The 19,640-nt window shown below is 44.3% G+C and carries 15 protein-coding genes; 10 read left to right on the plus strand and 5 right to left on the minus strand.

The genetic code is table 11. The annotated features are described in order from the left end of the window. Positions 1-56 precede the first annotated feature (56 nt). The 9 genes from NB463_RS14385 (at position 57) to NB463_RS14425 (ending at position 13,036) form a co-directional block, all read left to right on the plus strand. Complete coding sequence (locus tag NB463_RS14385) at positions 57-1,604, plus strand: DUF3360 family protein (protein ID WP_005390668.1); 1,548 nt, start codon at positions 57-59, stop codon at positions 1,602-1,604. Between the two features lie 305 nt (positions 1,605-1,909). Beyond that, a complete protein-coding gene (pflB, locus tag NB463_RS14390) occupies positions 1,910-4,186 on the plus strand; it encodes a formate C-acetyltransferase (protein WP_005390666.1) in 2,277 nt (758 codons plus the stop codon). A 152-nt stretch (positions 4,187-4,338) separates the two neighbouring features. Beyond that, a complete protein-coding gene (locus NB463_RS14395) occupies positions 4,339-5,316 on the plus strand; it encodes a lipid A deacylase LpxR family protein (RefSeq protein ID WP_258430979.1) in 978 nt (325 codons plus the stop codon). 211 nt (positions 5,317-5,527) lie between these two features. Next, positions 5,528-6,268 (plus strand): pyruvate formate lyase 1-activating protein, encoded by a 741-nt coding sequence (gene pflA, locus NB463_RS14400; protein WP_258430978.1) that lies wholly within the window; start codon positions 5,528-5,530, stop codon positions 6,266-6,268. A 154-nt stretch (positions 6,269-6,422) separates the two neighbouring features. Then, positions 6,423-7,088: an energy-coupling factor ABC transporter permease gene (locus NB463_RS14405; RefSeq protein WP_006742143.1), complete on the plus strand. Its 666-nt coding sequence runs from the start codon at positions 6,423-6,425 to the stop codon at positions 7,086-7,088. A gap of 136 nt (positions 7,089-7,224) precedes the next feature. Continuing rightward, the gene (locus tag NB463_RS14410) at positions 7,225-7,725 is read left to right on the plus strand and encodes a YfbU family protein (RefSeq protein WP_005390659.1); all 501 of its coding nucleotides are present in this window, start codon (positions 7,225-7,227) and stop codon (positions 7,723-7,725) included. Between the two features lie 486 nt (positions 7,726-8,211). After that, entirely contained in the window at positions 8,212-10,146 is a 1,935-nt protein-coding gene (locus tag NB463_RS14415; protein ID WP_005390658.1) for a PrkA family serine protein kinase, read from the plus strand. A gap of 47 nt (positions 10,147-10,193) precedes the next feature. Continuing rightward, entirely contained in the window at positions 10,194-11,465 is a 1,272-nt protein-coding gene (locus NB463_RS14420; RefSeq protein WP_053807153.1) for a YeaH/YhbH family protein, read from the plus strand. An 11-nt stretch (positions 11,466-11,476) separates the two neighbouring features. Beyond that, positions 11,477-13,036, plus strand: coding sequence for a SpoVR family protein (locus tag NB463_RS14425; RefSeq protein WP_104974307.1), 1,560 nt, complete (start codon positions 11,477-11,479; stop codon positions 13,034-13,036). A gap of 77 nt (positions 13,037-13,113) precedes the next feature. On the opposite strand, the gene kdsB is transcribed toward NB463_RS14425, so the two are convergent. The 5 genes from kdsB to NB463_RS14450 are packed head-to-tail and all read right to left on the minus strand — an operon-like array spanning position 13,114 to position 19,080. Beyond that, a complete protein-coding gene (gene kdsB / locus NB463_RS14430; RefSeq protein ID WP_258430977.1) occupies positions 13,114-13,869 on the minus strand; it encodes a 3-deoxy-manno-octulosonate cytidylyltransferase in 756 nt (251 codons plus the stop codon). Continuing rightward, entirely contained in the window at positions 13,869-14,048 is a 180-nt protein-coding gene (locus NB463_RS14435) for a Trm112 family protein (RefSeq protein ID WP_005390649.1), read from the minus strand. Before NB463_RS14435 ends, kdsB begins: the two co-directional genes overlap by 1 nt. Further along, positions 14,029-15,036, minus strand: coding sequence for a tetraacyldisaccharide 4'-kinase (lpxK, locus tag NB463_RS14440; protein ID WP_258430976.1), 1,008 nt, complete (start codon positions 15,034-15,036; stop codon positions 14,029-14,031). Before lpxK ends, NB463_RS14435 begins: the two co-directional genes overlap by 20 nt. 5 nt (positions 15,037-15,041) lie before the next feature. Then, positions 15,042-16,790, minus strand: a complete 1,749-nt coding sequence (msbA, locus tag NB463_RS14445; RefSeq protein ID WP_005390646.1) for a lipid A ABC transporter ATP-binding protein/permease MsbA — start codon at positions 16,788-16,790, stop codon at positions 15,042-15,044. A gap of 31 nt (positions 16,791-16,821) precedes the next feature. Continuing rightward, on the minus strand, positions 16,822-19,080 hold the full coding sequence (locus tag NB463_RS14450) for a DNA internalization-related competence protein ComEC/Rec2 (protein ID WP_258430975.1): 2,259 nt from the start codon (positions 19,078-19,080) through the stop codon (positions 16,822-16,824). An 8-nt stretch (positions 19,081-19,088) separates the two neighbouring features. On the opposite strand from NB463_RS14450, the gene NB463_RS14455 reads away from it, so the two are divergent. Then, complete coding sequence (locus tag NB463_RS14455) at positions 19,089-19,598, plus strand: DUF2062 domain-containing protein (protein ID WP_006742150.1); 510 nt, start codon at positions 19,089-19,091, stop codon at positions 19,596-19,598. The last annotated feature ends 42 nt before the right edge of the window (positions 19,599-19,640 follow it).

Consider the following 19,640-nt stretch of genomic DNA (forward strand, 5'->3'; position numbering starts at 1 on the left):
TGCGGATTAACACAATTGAATGAAGAATTCATAACTTTTAAATATATGAGGAATCTATGTCAGACGCAGTTAACAAAACGCACTCTGATTCAGATATCGAGACCAAGAGCTACCGTGAGCTTCATCGTCCAGCATCTGAGTTCGCAAGCCGTTCAGACTACCTAGACCACGAACTACAAATTATGAAGCCGCGTCGTTTCGGCTTAAACTTGCCAGGTCGTGACTTCCGTTTTGAACTTGAAGATCTTGTTCCAGCACTTGCCGGTACGATTGGTATTATCGCGATGTACTCTGCGGTAATGATGTCTTGGGCTGAAGGCCTAACTGCCGCATGGGACCATGTTAATCTGGGCAAAGATTTCGCCATCGAAGTTGCCCGTGTAGAGATGCTCATCCCTGCACTTCTTTTCTGTGTACTTGCTTCTGGCTTTATTAACCCTAAAGCCAACCTAGCAGGTAACCACGGCCCAATGATCCCTCTTATTGGTACCATCGCGCTTGCTGGTGCTCACCCTCTTGCATTGGCAATTCTCATTGGTGTGTTTGGTTTAATTCTGAGCCTGTTAAAAGGTGGTTCAAAACTGGTTAACCTCACCTCTGAAGGTACGGCTGGTGGCCTTCTCATCTTCTTGGGTTTAACCGGAACGATGAGCCAAATTAATTCCATTCAAGCTTGGGCTGTTGGTTTGCAATCCGACACAGTTGCCGCAGGTAGCATGGGTTACATCGGTCTAATCGTTCTTGCGGTTACCATTGGCTTGTACGCGTTTCTTGCTAAAGTGAACAAACGCTGGCTAGCAATCCCTGTTTGTGCCTTCACTGGCCTTGCAATCGCACTTGTTCTTGGCGCAGGCTTCGATATTAAATTCGTAACCGAGACGGGTCTTCCAAACCTAAACCCAATCTACTGGTGGGGTTCAACAGAAGAAGGTTGGATGCTCGGTCTTCCTAATATGGAACACTTCATTGCTTCTCTACCATTCGCAATTCTTGCTGTAGCAATGTGGTCTCCTGACTTCTTGGGTCACCGCATCTTCCAAGAAATGAACTACCCACGTAAGAGTGAAAAAGTACTGATGGACGTTGATGACACAATGACAATGTGTTCTGTGCGCCAAATGGTCGGTACCGCTGTCGGTGGTGGTAACATCACATCATCTTGGGGGACTTACATGATCCCTGCAGCAATCGCGAAGCGCCCTATTCCTGGCGGTGCAATCTTACTAGGTTCTCTATGTATTATTGTTGCAATCCTTGGTTTCCCTATGGATGTTGCTGTATGGCCACCAGTTATGCGCGTTGCTCTTCTCGTTGGTGTCTCTCTACCACTACTTGAAGCAGGCATGCAGATGGTGAAAGACTCAAAAGATTCACAAGCAGCAGGCATCTGTATCTTTGGTTCAGCAGTCGTTAACCCTGTTCTAGCTTGGGCACTAACTATGCTTTTAGATAACAACGGCTTAATTGGTGATAAAGAGCGCGCGTCTCGCTTGTCGTTTGTAGACAAGATTGTGATCCCAGTAAGCGTACTTATTATCTGTTTAGTTGCTATGCTTGCAGTTGGTATGCTTGAAGGCCAATATGGCATCCAAGCTTGGCTGTAAAGCTGACAGTTCAGAAAATGTGTGGGTAGCGCTAGTCGCTACCCCATTTTTATCGAGATTTTTGAGGATTTATTGATTTAGTTTAAGGTTTGCAAAAAAATTTTAGTTTAACCTCTAACTGTTGCTTAAAAAGAGAAACGTTAAAACTAGTGACAATATTTATAGTTTTGTAACTCGAACATTTAAATTTAAGACTATAAATATTGTTATTCATAAGAGTGTACTGTTCCCCTCTTTAACTTGGGGATAGCTGGCTCAACGGCGAAGCAGTACGTATTTTTTTCTACTAAAAAGGTAGGTATGTCATGGCAGAGCAATTTGCTAAAGCTTGGGAAGGTTTTGCTGCAGGCGACTGGCAAAACGAAGTAAACGTTCGTGATTTCATTCAGAAGAACTACACTCCGTACGAAGGCGACGAATCTTTCCTAGTTTCTGAAGGTACTGAAGCGACTAACAAGCTTTGGGCTAAGGTAATGGAAGGCATCAAACAAGAGAACGCGACTCACGCTCCTGTTGATTTTGATACTTCAGTTATCTCTACCATCACTGCTCACGATGCAGGCTACATCGAAAAAGACCTAGAAACTATCGTAGGTCTTCAAACTGACGCTCCTCTAAAACGTGCGATCATCCCTAACGGTGGTATCCGTATGGTTGAAGGCTCATGCAAAGCCTACAACCGCGAGCTTGACCCACAAGTTAAGAAAATCTACACAGAATACCGTAAAACTCACAACCAAGGCGTTTTCGACATCTACACTCCACAAATCATGGCGTGTCGTAAGTCTGGCGTATTGACTGGTCTTCCTGATGCATACGGTCGTGGTCGTATCATCGGTGACTACCGTCGTGTTGCTCTATACGGTATTGATTTCCTAATGAAGGATAAATTCGCACAGTTCTCTTCTCTACAAGAGCGTTTCGAGAACGGCGAAGACCTACAAATGACAATGCAGCTTCGTGAAGAGATCGCAGAGCAACACCGTGCTCTAGGTCAAATCAAAGAAATGGCTGCAAAATACGGTTGTGACATTTCTCGTCCTGCTGAAACTGCACAAGAAGCTATCCAGTGGACTTACTTCGGTTACCTAGCTGCTGTTAAATCTCAAAACGGCGCGGCAATGTCTCTAGGCCGTACTTCTACGTTCCTAGACATCTTCATCGAGCGCGATATCGCTGCTGGCCGTATCACAGAAGAACAAGCTCAGGAAATGATCGACCACTTCGTAATGAAACTACGTATGGTTCGTTTCCTACGTACTCCTGAGTACGATGATCTATTCTCTGGCGACCCTATCTGGGCAACTGAGTCTATGGGTGGTATGGGTCTTGACGGTCGTACGCTAGTTACTCGTACAAACTTCCGTTTCCTAAACTCACTATACACAATGGGTCCTTCTCCAGAGCCAAACATCACTGTTCTTTGGTCTGAGCAACTACCTGAAGGCTTCAAGAAGTTCTGTGCGAAAGTGTCTATCGATACTTCTTCAATCCAGTACGAAAACGACGACCTAATGCGTCCAGACATGAACTCTGACGACTACGCAATCGCATGTTGTGTATCTCCAATGGTTGTTGGTAAGCAAATGCAGTTCTTTGGTGCTCGTGCTAACCTTGCGAAAACTATGCTTTACACCATCAACGGTGGTGTGGATGAGAAGCTAAAAATCCAAGTTGGTCCACAAATGCCGAAGATCGAAGGCGATGTACTGAACTACGATGAGTTGTGGGAGAAAATGGACCACTTCATGGATTGGCTAGCGAAGCAGTACGTGACTGCACTAAACGCTATCCACTTCATGCACGACAAGTACAGCTACGAAGCGGCACTAATGGCTCTACATGACCGTGACGTTAAACGTACTATGGCTTGTGGTATTGCTGGTCTATCTGTTGCGGCTGACTCTCTGTCTGCAATCAAATACGCAAAAGTTAAGCCAATCCGTGACGAAGACGGTCTAGCAATCGACTTCGAAATCGAAGGTGATTACCCTAAATTTGGTAACAACGACCCACGCGTTGATGATATCGCATGTGAACTTGTTTCTGTATTTATGGGCAAAATCCGTAAGCTTAAGACTTACCGTGATGCAATCCCTACTCAGTCAATTCTTACTATCACTTCAAACGTGGTTTACGGTAAGAAAACTGGTAACACACCTGACGGTCGTCGTGCTGGTGCTCCATTTGCTCCAGGTGCTAACCCAATGCACGGTCGCGATGAGAAAGGTGCCGTAGCATCACTAACTTCAGTTGCAAAACTGCCGTTTGCTGACGCACAAGATGGTATCTCTTACACATTCTCTATCGTACCTAATGCACTAGGTAAAGATGAGGGTTCACAACGCGCTAACCTAGCTGGCCTGATGGATGGTTACTTCCACCACGAAGCGGGTATCGAAGGTGGTCAACACCTAAACGTGAACGTTCTTAACCGCGAAACTCTAGAAGACGCTGTTAAGCACCCAGAGAAATACCCTCAGCTAACAATCCGTGTATCTGGTTACGCTGTTCGCTTTAACTCTCTAACTGCAGAGCAACAAGCTGACGTAATCGCACGTACATTCACAGAGTCTCTATAAGACTTTAGCGAAATAACGTTTTAGTGATACAACAAGGGCTGATGCTTAGAAGCATCAGCCTTTTTTTATTTCTTGAATGAAAGTTGTGATATTACGAAAGATTTTGCCCACATTCTTACGTATGATGCGAAAAAAGTTAGTAAATAAAGTATATGAAACTCAGTAAATTAATTGTTCTTACTCTTCTTTCTCCAGTTGCGATGGCATCCACTAAGTCTACGGTCTCTTTTACACTCGACAATGATGGTATTTTCGGCGTCGACCAAGACTACACAAATGGTATTTTTCTTTCCTACGCAACAGGCCAACTGAAACAAGAAAGCCAATGGAAATGGCTGAGTCTGGCTGACTCAGAACACGCCAATATCGATAAAATAGAGTTGGTTCTTGGCCACAAAATGTGGACTCCGAGCGACATTGAAGCGGATTATCCACTGGTCAATGATCGCCCATATGCGGGTTATCTACATACTGAGATCAACTATCTTTCTCTGACTGATGACAAAGCCGTCCGCTACAACTTCACCATCGGTGCAACAGGTGAAAGTTCGCTTTCAGAAAAAGCGCAAGAAATCGTTCACGGCATAACAGGCTCGACTGACCCACAAGGTTGGGATTACCAGATCGACGATAAAGTGGCGTTTAGCCTTGGCTACCGCGTATTTAATAAATTGATGCGCAGCGAAGGACAAAAAACGCAATGGGAAATCACCAACATTAACGACATCAATGCGGGTAACTTCCGTAGTGATGTCTCTCAAGGCGTCATGTTTCGTTGGGGTACAAACCTAGCAAGCAGCATCGGAGCCGCCAATATTAGTGTTGAGAGCCCGTTCTCAGCGAGTATGCTCGCACAGGATACTTCAAGCTGGTTCTTATTTACGGGGTTTGAAGGTCGTTACCGTTTCAATGACATGACCATCGAAGGTGATCGCCCTGGTATTCCTGAGCCATCCGCGCCATACGACGTCACACTGCAAAATTGGCAAGCAAGCGCCGTAGCGGGTGCAACTTGGTATAACCAAAATTACGGTGCAAGCCTAACCTTTACGATAAAAACGCCAGATTATGAAGAATCCCAAACTGATATTTATGGGACAGGCTCCTTCTCTGTGTTCGCCTTTTTCTAAAAGCTGACTTATCCCTGTATCCGCACCAATCTAAATACGAGGCAAGTTCTCTCGTTTGGTATTAACCAACCCTGTGATCAAGCATTTATTTAGATTGGTCTATCTATTTTCTTTCTTCACATAACCTTGCCTTTAGTACCGACAAAGCTGTTTTAACCCTGCTTTTTGTAATAAAATAACAGCTAGAATTTACTAGTAATGAGAGCAAAAGATGTCAACAACTGGTCGTATTCACTCATTTGAGTCATGTGGTACCGTAGACGGACCTGGTATTCGTTTTATCGTCTTCTTGCAAGGTTGTTTGATGCGCTGTAAGTATTGCCACAATCGCGATACATGGGATACGCATGATGGCAAAGAAGTTACGGTTAAAGAGATCATTTCCGAAGCGAAAAGTTACCGCCACTTCATGAATGCATCAGGTGGTGGCGTTACTTGTTCTGGCGGCGAAGCGATGCTTCAGCCTGAATTTGTACGGGACTTTTTCCGCGCAGCTAAGGCAGAAGGTATTCATACGTGCCTAGATACGAACGGTTATGTTCGTAAACACACTGATGTTATCGATGAAGTACTGGATGCAACAGACTTAGTAATGCTTGATATCAAGCACATGAAAGATGAAGTGCACCAAGATCTCATCGGCGTATCGAACCGACGTACATTGGATTTTGCTCGTTACTTGCAAAAAATCGGAAAGAAAACTTGGATTCGCTATGTAGTCGTGCCTGGTTACACAGATGACCCTGAAGCGGCACACATGCTTGGTGAGTTTATTAAAGATATGGATAACATCGAAAAGGTCGAGTTACTTCCTTATCACAAATTGGGTGCCCATAAATGGGAAGCATTGGGCCTAGAATACCCACTCGAAGGGGTAAACCCTCCACCGAAGGAGACTATGGACGAGATTCAATCAATTCTTGCGCAGTACAACGATAACGTAAAATACTAAGTGAACAGCAAGACTAACCTCTTTAAAATACCAGCATATTGCTGGTATTTTTTTAACTATACCTAAGTACCTTCAATGAATCTCTATGAGGTGATTTAGGTATAAAAAGAACAATAGAAATGATTGCGTCATGATCGCATAGGAAGGTAGTAACATGGATTGGTTTAACTTGGGCTCGCTGGTTGTCATACTTTGGATAGTACTCGCCTACTGTCTACCAGATTGGAAAAAAGTAGTTTGGCCCAAGCTTGAAAAGGAAAAAGCATTTCAGCACCTCGTTTTTGCAACACTCTTTTTTTTCAGTATCTTATGGGCAACTCAAGCTGGCGTAAAAGAAGGACTACAGATTCATTTTCTCGCGCTAACAACGCTGACGATGATGTATGGTTGGCGTATGGCCTTTCTAATCAGTATCCCTGCAATGCTGGTCAACCACCTGCTACATGATGTGTCGTTGTTGCAGTTACCCACGTCTTTAGTATTGTCTGCCCTGCTTCCTATCTTCATTAGTTACCTCGTCTTTCTTTTGAGTTATCACTACTTGCCAAGAAACATTTTTGTATTCATCTTCGTTGCAGGTTTTTTCAACGGCGCGATCACAGGAAGCCTGCACCTGCTGATTAACTCCTTTTACCATTTATCGGTTGGTCATTACGACTGGGAAACCATTCAACATAACTACTTTATTTTTGTACCGTTGCTTGCCTTCCCTGAGGGCCTATTAAATGGTATGTCACTGGCGGTTTTAACTGTATTCAAGCCAGAGTGGCTAAGAGTATTTTCAGACCGAGACTACATATACAATCATTACCATAAATAAGTGTTTTTAAACTGGTCAAAAGTGACAGTTCTTGCCATTTTTTAGTATTAAATATGTGTTGAGATCATGTTTCACTCATGTCTTAAGCGTTAACCTAAGCACATTAAAAATGTATTAGATATCTAGTGAGGTCATCATGGAAATGTCAAACGCTCAACGTTTGATTCTATCAAACCAATACAACCTTATGTCTCAACTTGATCCAAGTAATGCGGCCAAATACAAACGCTTACAAACGATCGTTGAACGTGGCTATGAGCTACAAATGCGTGAGTTGAATAAAGATTTCGGCTGTCTCTCAGAAGCGGAGTGTCGTGAGATCATCGACGTTATGGAGATGTATCACGCGATGCAAGAATCTTACAACATGCTCGATACCGAAGATCGTAACAAAGTGGATCAGCGCCGCTTGCAGTTTCTTGGGTTTGATATTGCTTCAGAGGCCCAACAAGTCCATTACGTGCGCTTCCTTATTGATTCTGAAGGTCTGTACCCTCAATTTGATAAAGCAGACCATCACTTTAACAGCCAAATGCCAATGCTGGATAAATACCGTCGTATGCTACAAACTTGGCGCAACTGCCCTCGTCAGTATCATTTATGCGAAAACGAGCTTGCACAAATCTTCAGCGCATAAAATATTCGTCTACGAAAAGGAAAGCACTCGCTTTCCTTTTTTATTTGCCCTGTCACAACCTTACCGCTGCTTTTTCACCTTCTTACGCTTCCCTTGTGCGATGTAGAGCAATGAATCACTGAGACCCTTCTGTCTTTGCCAAATATCTGATTTCTATTGCACCTATTCACGACATAAATTCATCTTCAGTGAAAGAGTGATTCAAATGTCACTTTTGCAATAAATTCATAATTGTTAAGCAAAATTGCAAATCCCCGACTAGGCTTAAGTAGAGAAAGGCTGTGATTGAAAGATTCATACCCACCGCTCACCGTTGTAATGAAAAAACTGTCCATAAAGCAAAGTCTTTGGTGTCGCCAATCTTACATTCTGTACGAACCAAATGTGATAACAGGACGTATATTCAAACAACAAGGAGCATAACAATAGGTGGGAAAGCCTGAATCAACGTTCGTCGGTAGACTGACTATTAAAGGGGAAAGCGACATGAGTATTTTCGACCACTATCAATCAAGATATGAAGCTGCAAAAGATGAAGAGATGTCGTTACAGGAGTTTCTAGCCCTGTGTAAGGATGACAAAAGCGCTTATGCTAATGCAGCAGAACGCCTACTGATGGCGATCGGTGAACCAGAGATAATCGATACGGCAAAAGACCCGAGATTGAGCCGCATCTTCTCGAATCGTGTTATCTCTCGTTATGAAACCTTTAAAGATTTTTATGGTATGGAAGATGCCATAGAGCAAATTGTGTCTTACCTAAAACACGCGGCGCAAGGTTTAGAGGAACGTAAGCAGATCCTTTACCTACTCGGTCCTGTCGGCGGTGGTAAGTCCTCACTTGCTGAAAAACTTAAGGCTCTGATGGAACAGATGCCTATCTATGTTCTTACTGCTAATGGCGAACGTAGCCCAGTGAATGACCATCCATTCTGTCTATTCAAAGCCACGGAAGACGGCGATATTTTGAAAAAAGAATATGGCATCGAGCAACGTTATCTTCGCTCAATTATGTCGCCATGGGCCGCTAAACGCCTTCATGAATTTGGCGGTGATATCACTAAGTTTAAAGTAGTGAAAGTTCGCCCTTCAATTCTCGATCAGATCGGTATTGCTAAAACAGAACCAGGGGATGAAAACAACCAAGATATCTCATCACTGGTTGGTAAAGTCGATATCCGTAAACTCGAACATTATTCGCAAGACGACCCAGATGCCTACAGCTACTCCGGTGCGCTGTGTAAAGCAAACCAAGGTTTAATGGAATTCGTTGAGATGTTCAAAGCGCCGATCAAAGTACTTCACCCACTATTGACGGCAACGCAAGAAGGTAACTTCAACGGTACTGAAGGTCTATCTGCTATTCCATTCGACGGTATGATTCTGGCTCACTCGAACGAATCTGAGTGGCAGACTTTCCGTAACAACAAAAATAACGAAGCCTTCCTCGACCGTGTGTACATTGTAAAAGTACCTTACTGTCTCCGCGTATCCGAAGAAGTGAAAATTTACCAAAAACTGCTTGAAAACAGTGAGCTGTCTCAGGCTCCTTGTTCTCCAAGCACGCTCGAAACTTTAGCGCAATTCAGTATTCTTTCACGCCTGAAAGAGCCTGAAAACTCATCCATTTTCTCAAAAATGCGCGTCTACGATGGTGAAACACTCAAAGACACCGATCCAAAGGCAAAAAGCTATCAAGAGTATCGTGATTATGCGGGTGTCGATGAAGGCATGAATGGTCTCTCTACACGTTTCGCCTTTAAGATTTTGTCGCGCGTATTTAACTTCGACCAAACCGAGGTGGCAGCCAACCCTGTACACCTGTTCTATGTGATTGAACAACAGGTTGAACGTGAACAGTTCCCTGCTGAAACGGCAGAGAAATATCTCGAGTTCTTGAAAGGCTACCTAGTGCCTCGCTACGTTGAATTTATTGGTAAAGAGATTCAGACCGCTTATCTCGAGTCTTACTCTGAATACGGTCAGAACATCTTCGACCGCTATGTCACCTACGCAGACTTCTGGATTCAAGACCAAGAGTACCGAGATCCAGAAACTGGTCAGCTATTTGATCGATCTTCACTCAACGCTGAGCTAGAGAAGATCGAGAAAACCGCTGGTATTTCTAACCCGAAAGATTTCCGAAACGAAATCGTTAACTTTGTGCTTCGTGCGAAAGCGAATAACAATGGTCAAAACCCGGTTTGGACCAGCTACGAAAAACTGCGCACAGTAATCGAGAAGAAAATGTTCTCCAATACCGAAGAGCTACTTCCGGTTATCTCATTTAATGCGAAAACCTCTTCTGAAGATCAGAAGAAGCATGACGACTTTGTCGCTCGCATGATGGAAAAAGGCTATACCGAGAAACAGGTTCGCCTACTTTCTGAGTGGTACCTACGAGTACGTAAGTCATCCTAACCCAGTATTGAGTTAGGTCGCTTGTGAAACATGAAGAGGGCTATTTCATGGCGCAATTTATAGACCGAAGGCTCAATGGCAAGAACAAGAGCGCTGTTAATCGACAGCGCTTCTTGAAGCGCCACAAAGAGCAAATAAAAGAGTCGGTAGCAGACGCAGTGAATCGACGCTCGATTACGAATACGGAAACGGGCGAAGACGTCTCTATCCCTCACAAAGACATCAATGAGCCGCTCTTTCATCAAGGCAAAGGTGGTGTTCGCGAACGAGTTCATCCCGGCAATGACCAGTTCATTACTGGTGATAAAATTGAGCGTCCTAAAGGTGGCGGTCAAGGTAGTGGCTCGGGAGAAGGCAATGCCAGTCCAGATGGAGAAGGCCAAGACGAATTTGTATTCCAAATATCAAAAGATGAGTACCTCGATATTTTGTTCGAAGATCTCGAGCTGCCTAATCTAGAAAAAAACCAAATTGCCAAAATTACTGAATGGAAAACGCACCGCGCAGGCTTTCAAACTGCTGGTATCCCTTCAAACATTGCGGTAGTACGTTCGCTGCAACAATCTCTTGCACGACGTACGGCAATGACCGCGGGTAAGAAACGTCTTCTCAAAGAGCTAGAAGATGAACTTGCTCGCATCAAAAACATTGAACCCGCTCAGCAGTTTGAAGAGAACCGCTTGAAGGCTGAAATTGAAGAGCTGCGTAAGAAAATTGAGGGGGTTCCATTTATTGACACCTTCGACTTACGCTTTAAAAACTATGAAAAACGCCCTGTACCTTCTAGTCAAGCTGTGATGTTTTGTTTGATGGACGTATCGGGCTCGATGGATCAAGCAACAAAAGACATCGCAAAACGTTTTTACGTTCTGTTATACCTGTTCTTAACTCGTACTTACGAGAATGTAGACGTTGTCTTCATTCGCCACCACACCCAAGCGAAAGAAGTGGACGAACACGAGTTCTTCTACTCGCAAGAGACCGGGGGCACTATTGTATCCAGCGCATTGAAACTGATGGACGAAATCGTAAAAGAGCGCTATCCAATTGGACAATGGAACATTTATGCTGCGCAAGCATCCGATGGCGATAACTGGGCAGATGACTCGCCAAGATGCCGCGATCTATTAGTGAACAAACTACTGCCAAACTGTCAGTACTACTCCTACATAGAAATTACGCGACGCTCGCACCAAACTCTATGGCATGAGTACGAAAAGCTTACCGATGAATTTCCGAACTTCGCAATGAAAAACATTCGCTCTGTGGAGGATATTTTCCCAGTCTTCCGTGAACTATTCCAAAAAGAAACGGCGTAAGGAGGCTAGCGATGAGTACCGCAACGAAAAACCTCTCAGGAGAGGCGCCTAAGAAGCGTAATAGTAAAATGCTGCCAGATGGACCGGATTGGACATTTGAGCTGTTGGAACGCTACCACAAAGAGATTAAGCGTGTCGCACAACACTATCGCCTAGAGACTTACCCTAACCAGATAGAAGTGATTACTTCCGAGCAAATGATGGATGCCTACTCAAGTATTGGTATGCCCATCAATTACAACCACTGGTCGTTTGGTAAGAAGTTCATCCAAACGGAGCAGAACTATAAGCATGGTCAAATGGGGTTAGCCTACGAGATTGTCATTAACTCCAATCCGTGTATCGCTTATTTGATGGAAGAAAATACCGTGACAATGCAAGCGCTGGTGATTGCTCACGCTTGTTACGGACACAACTCTTTCTTCAAAGGTAATTATCTGTTCCAAACCTGGACGGACGCTAGCTCCATCATCGATTATTTACTGTTTGCCAAAAAGTATTTGGCTGAATGTGAGGAGCGATATGGAGTACAGGAAGTGGAAAAACTGCTCGACTCCTGCCACGCCTTAATGAACTTTGGTGTAGACCGCTACAAGCGTCCAGAGAAAATCTCAATTACAGAGGAAAAAGCAAGACAAGAAGAACGCGAGGCATACTTACAGTCTCAAGTGAATGAATTGTGGCGCACAGTACCAAGAGCCAAAACCAAAGAGGAAGATCTTAAAGAACGGTTCCCAAGCGAGCCTCAGGAAAACTTGCTCTACTTTTTCGAAAAGCATGCCCCGCTACTAGAGCCGTGGCAACGTGAAGTCGTGCGGATTGTACGCAAAATCAGTCAGTATTTTTATCCGCAAAAACAAACGCAGGTAATGAACGAAGGCTGGGCAACATTCTGGCATTACACCATTCTCAACCATCTTTACGATGAGGGTTTGGTATCCGAAAAGTTCATACTAGAGTTCTTACATAGCCATACCAGTGTGGTAGCTCAACCGCCTTATAATAGCCCTTACTTTAATGGTATTAATCCATACGCCTTGGGCTTTGCAATGTTCCGAGATATTAAACGTATCTGTGAAGAACCAACTGATGAGGACAAGGAGTGGTTTCCGGATTTGGCAGGAACCGATTGGTTAGATGCGGTACATTTCGCGATGCATAATTTCAAAGATGAAAGCTTCATTAGCCAATACCTTTCTCCGAAATTAATGCGTGATTTCAAGCTGTTTGCGATCAACGATGATGACCACAAAAACTTTATTGAAGTCGCCGCGATACACGATGAGATGGGTTATAAACGCATTAGAGAAACCTTAGCCGCTCAGTACAACTTATCTAATCTTGAGCCAAACATTCAGGTATTTAATGTCGATGTTCGTGGGGACCGCTCACTCACGTTGCAATACGTACCTCATAACCGAATCCCGCTTGATGACAGTTACGAAGAAGTTCTGAAACACGTATACCGATTGTGGGGATTTGATGTCATTCTGCAAGAAGTAAAAGACACAGGTCACCGAGAAGTCTTAGCGACCTGCCCTAAACGGAACCAATATGACACAAACATCTAATTAATACTTGGATATAAGCAACAAAAAGGCTCCTAATTCAGGAGCCTTTCTCGTTCTTAATTCAATGTGACCTTTAGTTATGCTTGCTTCGCCACAATAGCGCGCACCGCCTCTAGATCTTTTGGCGTATCAACGCCGGCTGCTGGCGCTTCTTTCGCTACCGCTACATGAATTTTTTCACCGTACCAAAGCACTCGTAGTTGCTCAAGGCACTCGATCTGCTCCAATGCGCTCGGAGCCCAGTTTACATACGTATTAATGAAACCAGCTCGATAAGCATAAATACCAATATGACGCATTAATGGGTTGGCAATGATTTTGTCTTGTTTAGCAAAGTTATCGCGATCCCAAGGGATAGTTGCTCGGCTAAAGTACATCGCATAGCCTTGCTCATTAGCCACAACTTTAACTGCATTCGGATTGAACACTTCTTCTTCCGAGTCTATTTCTACGGCTAATGTCGCCATCGGAGCATCACATCCCGATAAGTTATCAGCAACCTGACGAATGATAGACGGTGGAATCAAAGGCTCGTCCCCTTGCACATTAACAATAATGTGGTCTGCAGGAATAGCCATCTTTTCAACAACTTCAGCAAGGCGTTCAGTACCTGACTCGTGATTGGGAGAGGTCATACAGACTTTACCACCAAACGACGAGACAGCATCAGCAACACGCTCGTCATCAGTTGCCACGATAACATCTTCCGCACCCGCTTGTAGCGCTTGCTCGTAAACCCACTGAACCATAGGCTTACCGCCAATATTCGCTAACGGTTTACCAGGCAAGCGGCTCGATGCGTAACGCGAAGGAATGACAACCGTAAAAGACATTAGCGTCCCTCATCCATACTCATAGTACGAGCCTCAGGCTCCAGCAGAACGGGAATACCCTCTTTGATCGGGTAAGCGAGGCGATCCAATTTGCAGATCAACTCTTGATTCTCTTTATCGTACGTCAGCTTACCTTTGCAAACAGGGCAAGCTACAATCTCAAGCAGACGGTGATCCATAAGCCGCTTTAACCTCTTTTATTCTCTTTAAAATTTGCTCTGCATCGTTTGGTTCAAACTGGGCAGATACAGGCAGATACCACCAATTATCTTGCGCATAATGGCTGCACTTGACGGCATCTTTCTCGGTCATAATCACATTGGCCCCTTGTTGAGCCAATGCTTCTAATTCTTGTTGGTCAAAGTCTTGATGGTCAGCAAAACCTTTTGTGACTTTAACATCTGCGTTCATCGAGTTTAATGTATGAAAAAATCGTGGTGGATGCCCAATCCCTGCAAATGCCACTAGCTCTTTTAATTCAGAAACTTCCACAAGTTGCTTAGTCTTGAGGTTAATGGCTTTAGATGGCGCTAAAGTCATTGCGATTTCGCCCGTATGTGCTTGACCGCCATTGGTGATGATAAAGTCGACTTCAGCAAGACGCTCGACCCCTTCACGAAGTGGGCCAAGCGGAATGAGGCTTTCATTCCCAAATCGGCGATTCCCATCCACAATCACTAACTCAATATCACGGCCTAACGCATAATGCTGTAACCCATCGTCCGTAATAATGATATCTACACCTGACTCTAACAGTGCTTTCACAGCATTTGAACGCACCGGGTCTACCGCAACAGGCGCTCCTGTACGGCGATGAATCAACTTAGGCTCATCACCACAATGTTTCGCAGGCGTATCTTCTTTTAGAACTAACGGATAGGCAGGCGCTTTTGCTCCATAGCCACGAGAAACAACCCCTGGCTTAAGCCCAAGCTGTTGCAGTTGCTCAACAAGCCAAACCACAACTGGTGTTTTGCCATTACCACCAGCCGTGATATTGCCGACAACAATAACAGGGATAGGCGCGTTGTAGACTTGCTTACGGCCTGCTTGATATTGCTTTCGCTTAGACTTACTTATTGCTCCAAATAATACACTCAGTGGCCACAAAAACGGCCACAAGAGGTATTTTATTGGATGGTTTTCAAACCAGATTTTTTCAACCACCGCGTCTATTCACCAAACTGAATACGGTGCAGTTGTGCATACGCACCATTTTTTGCAATAAGATCGGCATGGTTGCCACGCTCAATGATGGCGCCATCATCAACCACAAGAATCTCATCGGCTTTCTCGATAGTTGACAAGCGGTGCGCAATCACGAGTACCGTTTTGTCTTTCTGCAGCTCATCTAATGCAGCTTGGATAGCGCGTTCTGATTCCGTATCCAAAGCAGAGGTCGCCTCATCAAGAATCAATACCGGTGCATCACGCAATAGAGCACGTGCAATAGCGACACGTTGACGTTGACCGCCAGATAGACTCGCGCCATTTTCACCAATCATGGTATCAAGCCCATCATCCATTTTGCTGATGAATTCCATAGCATGCGCGAGTTTTGCCGCTTTCTCGATATCACTGCGCTCGTATTTTCCATCCGTTGCGTAAGCAATATTGTTTGCAATCGTGTCATTAAATAAATGAACATTTTGTGATACTAGCGCAAACTGCTGACGCAAGTTCTTTAACTCGTATTCACGAATATCATGTCCGTCTAATGTGATGGAGCCACTATCAACATCATAGAAACGATTGAACAAGTTCGCGATGGTACTTTTACCGGAACCGGAACGACCAACCAGCGCAACGGTCTTCCCTCTTGGAATATCGAAGCTGACATTTTCCAATGCTGGCTTTTCTGCGCCAGTATAAGTAAAGCTTACGTTTTTAACTGAAACATCGCCATTTGCGCGTTCAACTGTCAACTTACCTTCGTTTTTCTCAGGCTCAAGGTCAATCAACGCAAAGAGCGTTTGGCTCGCGGCCATACCACGTTGGAACTGAGAGGTAACGTTAGTAAGCGCTTTAAGCGGACGCATCAAACCAAACATCGCAGAGAATACAACGGTAAATGTACCTGGAGTCAGTTGCTCTTTAATCGAGTCAATACTTGCTAAGTAAAGAACGGCAACAATAGCAAGTGACGCAATCATTTGGATGATAGGGTTAGCCGCTGCTTGAGCTGTCACCAACTTCATGCTTTGTTGACGCATTTGGTTGCTGACCTTCTCAAATCGTTTACGTTCGATATCCTGGCCGCCGTAGCTCAACACGACTTTATGGCCTTTCAGCATCTGCTCTGCTGACGCAGTCACGTTGCCCATCATTGTCTGCATATTTTTGGATATTTTTCTAAAACGTTTAGAAACGACACCAATACCCCACGCGACAACAGGAGCAACAGCAAACAGCACTAACGACAACTGCCAGCTGTTGTAAAACATCAGGACTAACAGGCCAATGATACTTGCACCTTCGCGAACGATGCTCACTAACGCTTGGCTAGTTGCCGCAGATACTTGCTCTGAATCGTAGGTAATACGTGACAATAAATTGCCCGTCTTTTCCTTATCGAAGTACGACACAGGCATATGCATAAAGTGATTGAATACCATACGGCGGACTTGCATAACCACATTGCCGGATACCCAGCTCAAACAGTATGTGGAGACAAATCCACTTATGCCACGGACAAACATCATGGCAAAAATAATCAATGGAAGCGTGCGTAGAAAATCAGATTCAGCGTTCCCAAAACCTTCATCTAGTAATGGTTTTAATAGGGAAATCATATAGGTATCTGATATAGCATTAATAACTAATGCAATGACTGCAACGACAAGACCTGACTTGTAAAGGCGAATAAATTGCCATAGACGCTTAAACGTCTGCCAAGTCGTTTCATCAGTATTTATCGACATAGAAGTGCTTTATTTTCTTACATTAAGACTCTCATTCTACTCCCTTACGCAGCATCTGCCTATACCAAGGCTCAAATGTATCGCTACGTTTGGTTTCTGAGCGCCAATTATCACGGTGAATAGAGAAGCTTACCTGACCATATTCCCCAGTATCAAGCCAAGTAATGTCAAGCTTGCGATATGCTGCAACAACATGTTCTGCCGGCATTCCCCATTGATTATTTTTTGCCAAAGAAGCAACGGCCACACTCGGGTTTACCGCTTCAATAAAGCGAGGATTCGATGAACTTTTACTACCATGATGAGGGACCAACATCACATCACTTTTTAACTTTTCAGGCTCCCTGAGCAAGATCCACTCGCTAATGGTCTCAATATCACCAGTAAAAAGCATACTGAACGTAGAAATAGGGTCGGTAAGACGTAGTACACAGGAGTGCGGATTATATGCACGTTGAACAAGAGCAGGAGGCCAAAGTACTTCTATATTTAACCCTTGCCATTTCCAATGATCGCCGCGAGTACAAGACTCATATCCGATAAAGTTTTGGCTACTGAGTTTGCGCTGTGGCGAAAAGGCATCTTCAATGAACAAGCGCCCTCCTGCATGGTCATTGTCGGAATGGCTGATGATCATCGTATCGATGCTTTCATAACCTCGTTGATGCAAGACCGGAGTGACGACCTGCTCCGCAATACTGCCATTTTGCCATGCTTTACCTGTATCATAGAGCAACACTTTATCGTCTTTTTCTACAATCACCGCAAGGCCATGGCCCACATCTAGTACATCAATGCGCCAATGTTGCTGATCATATTCCGATGTAAGCTTAATACTAATTACAATGCCAAGTAACAAACACCACGCGTACTGAAACATGAATCGTTGAAACACCAAGCAAACAATTCCCGCCAGAATCAACCCTGTCATTTCTATACTAATGGGTTGCCAGGAGCCTATCGCGTACTGAATTGACGTGCTCAATGGCTGCAATGACCAGTCCACCAACTGCCACAGATACTTTGCTATCATTTCAAGAAATAAAGATGAAAACAGGGCCAGAAACATCAAAGGCACAACGATAAATCCGAACCAAGGAATAAACGCCAAGTTGTATGCAATTGATGACAAACTGAAACCAGAAAAGTAATAGCCACTAATAGGCACGATTAACACACTCAACATCAATTGAGTAAGCAATAGCACTTTTAACTTCGCTTTCCAGCCCCCGTTTTGATGCCGAATCAAATTGATTGCGAACAACACTGCGCAAACTGACAAATACGATAACCAAAAACTCATGCTATACGATGCAAAAGGTTGAACAAGCAGTTGTAGCGCTACCGCGAGCAAAAGTACCCGCCAGGAAGCCCAGTGCACTAAGGTATATTTGAGAACGACGTAAATAACACATACCGACACCGCGCGGGTAGTAGGTAATGAGAAGTCCGCTAACCAAGCATAGGCAACGGCAAACATCAGCCCACATAAGCTAGGCAATAGCTGGTATTGAGGTAACGCATAACGAATGGCACCGCCCACCACTAGCCCAAAAGTAAACGCCATACCAATATGTAAGCCCGAAATCGAGACCAAGTGCAGTAAACCACTGTCTCTGAGTGCTTGCCAATCCTCCTTAGATAACCAAGAGCGATCGGCAAAAACTAACGCATTTATTAACGAGAAATGATGAAGGGAGGACACATCCTCCGAAACATCAGCGATAATGGCTTGGCGCAAAGATGTAGTAGAACGAATAATCCAGGTAACATCCTTGTTAACAACACCGCGTGCGATAATACTTTTACCCATTGCGTGCTTTTCAGCGTCAAAACCAGCTTCGTTGCGTAGGCCTGTAATCGGCTTTAACGAGACGGATGTCGTAAACTCACTGTTAACATCGAGTGGAAAAGGCGTAATAAGACGGATTTTAGGTTTAAGAAAAGGTAACAGAGTTTGAGAATTTACCTTTTTTAGAGCCACAATGCCTTCATATCCGTGACTTATTTGCGTAAAAGGGCTGTCAACTTTACCAATTATGGTAATATTCTCCCCTGCTTGAAAAAGGGCTTGTCTCTGAGACTCCAATACATTGCCGTGGACGATGACAACCATAAAGCCCGCAATTGCGCCTATGCTAATTAAGCCACGACGTAATTTGATTATTGAGCCAGTGGTTATTATTCCCAGCAGCAGCCAACGCCAATCTGGTATTGTCGGCCACCAAGCTGACGAAATTACGCTCGCTACAAATAACGCCAAGGTCCAACTTTTTTCTGAGAGAGTCATGCTGTCCTATGCCTAGAAAGCTGATAAAACGCTTCATGCCAGATCATGAATTGATCAAACGCCAAAAAGCATTGAAGGTCTTCGGCAATGTGTTGTACAACCCGAACTTGTGGTGTTTAAATCGTCGCTCGGCGTCTGGGGCTTTTGCTGTCGGGTTATTTATGGCATTTGTTCCGCTACCAAGCCAAATGATCATGGCTGCAGGTTTGGCAATCATGCTTGGCGTCAATTTACCTCTCTCCGTCGCTTTGGTATGGATAAGCAACCCCATCACCATGCCTGTGTTATTTTATTTTGCGTATAAGCTTGGCGCTTTAGTGATGCATGTTCCTCCGCAACCTTTCCACTTTGAACTTTCGTGGGAATTCATCATGCAACAGATGAGCACTATTGGCCCTCCATTCTTATTAGGCTGTGCTATCTGTGGTGTCATATCCGCGATTATTGGCTACTTCGGCATTAGAGGACTTTGGCGCTACTCAGTGGTTCGGAGCTGGCAAAAACGCAAAATAAGATAAGACGTTACTGCATAAAAATCAGCATTTGCGCTATCAGTTGAG

The sequence above is a fragment of the Vibrio sp. RM-41-2B genome (assembly GCF_024744415.1).
Lineage (GTDB): Bacteria > Pseudomonadota > Gammaproteobacteria > Enterobacterales > Vibrionaceae > Vibrio > Vibrio diabolicus.

Excerpts from the sequence above, each read along its gene's own strand:
- NB463_RS14385 (WP_005390668.1), top strand. The coding sequence starts at position 57 with ATGTCAGACGCAGTTAACAAAACGCACTCTGATTCAGATATCGAGACC.
- pflB (WP_005390666.1), top strand. The coding sequence starts at position 1,910 with ATGGCAGAGCAATTTGCTAAAGCTTGGGAAGGTTTTGCTGCAGGCGAC.
- NB463_RS14395 (WP_258430979.1), top strand. The coding sequence starts at position 4,339 with ATGAAACTCAGTAAATTAATTGTTCTTACTCTTCTTTCTCCAGTTGCG.
- pflA (WP_258430978.1), top strand. The coding sequence starts at position 5,528 with ATGTCAACAACTGGTCGTATTCACTCATTTGAGTCATGTGGTACCGTA.
- NB463_RS14405 (WP_006742143.1), top strand. The coding sequence starts at position 6,423 with ATGGATTGGTTTAACTTGGGCTCGCTGGTTGTCATACTTTGGATAGTA.
- NB463_RS14410 (WP_005390659.1), top strand. The coding sequence starts at position 7,225 with ATGGAAATGTCAAACGCTCAACGTTTGATTCTATCAAACCAATACAAC.
- NB463_RS14415 (WP_005390658.1), top strand. The coding sequence starts at position 8,212 with ATGAGTATTTTCGACCACTATCAATCAAGATATGAAGCTGCAAAAGAT.
- NB463_RS14420 (WP_053807153.1), top strand. The coding sequence starts at position 10,194 with ATGGCGCAATTTATAGACCGAAGGCTCAATGGCAAGAACAAGAGCGCT.
- NB463_RS14425 (WP_104974307.1), top strand. The coding sequence starts at position 11,477 with ATGAGTACCGCAACGAAAAACCTCTCAGGAGAGGCGCCTAAGAAGCGT.
- kdsB (WP_258430977.1), bottom strand. The coding sequence starts at position 13,869 with ATGTCTTTTACGGTTGTCATTCCTTCGCGTTACGCATCGAGCCGCTTG.
- NB463_RS14435 (WP_005390649.1), bottom strand. The coding sequence starts at position 14,048 with ATGGATCACCGTCTGCTTGAGATTGTAGCTTGCCCTGTTTGCAAAGGT.
- msbA (WP_005390646.1), bottom strand. The coding sequence starts at position 16,790 with ATGTCGATAAATACTGATGAAACGACTTGGCAGACGTTTAAGCGTCTA.
- NB463_RS14450 (WP_258430975.1), bottom strand. The coding sequence starts at position 19,080 with ATGACTCTCTCAGAAAAAAGTTGGACCTTGGCGTTATTTGTAGCGAGC.
- NB463_RS14455 (WP_006742150.1), top strand. The coding sequence starts at position 19,089 with ATGCCTAGAAAGCTGATAAAACGCTTCATGCCAGATCATGAATTGATC.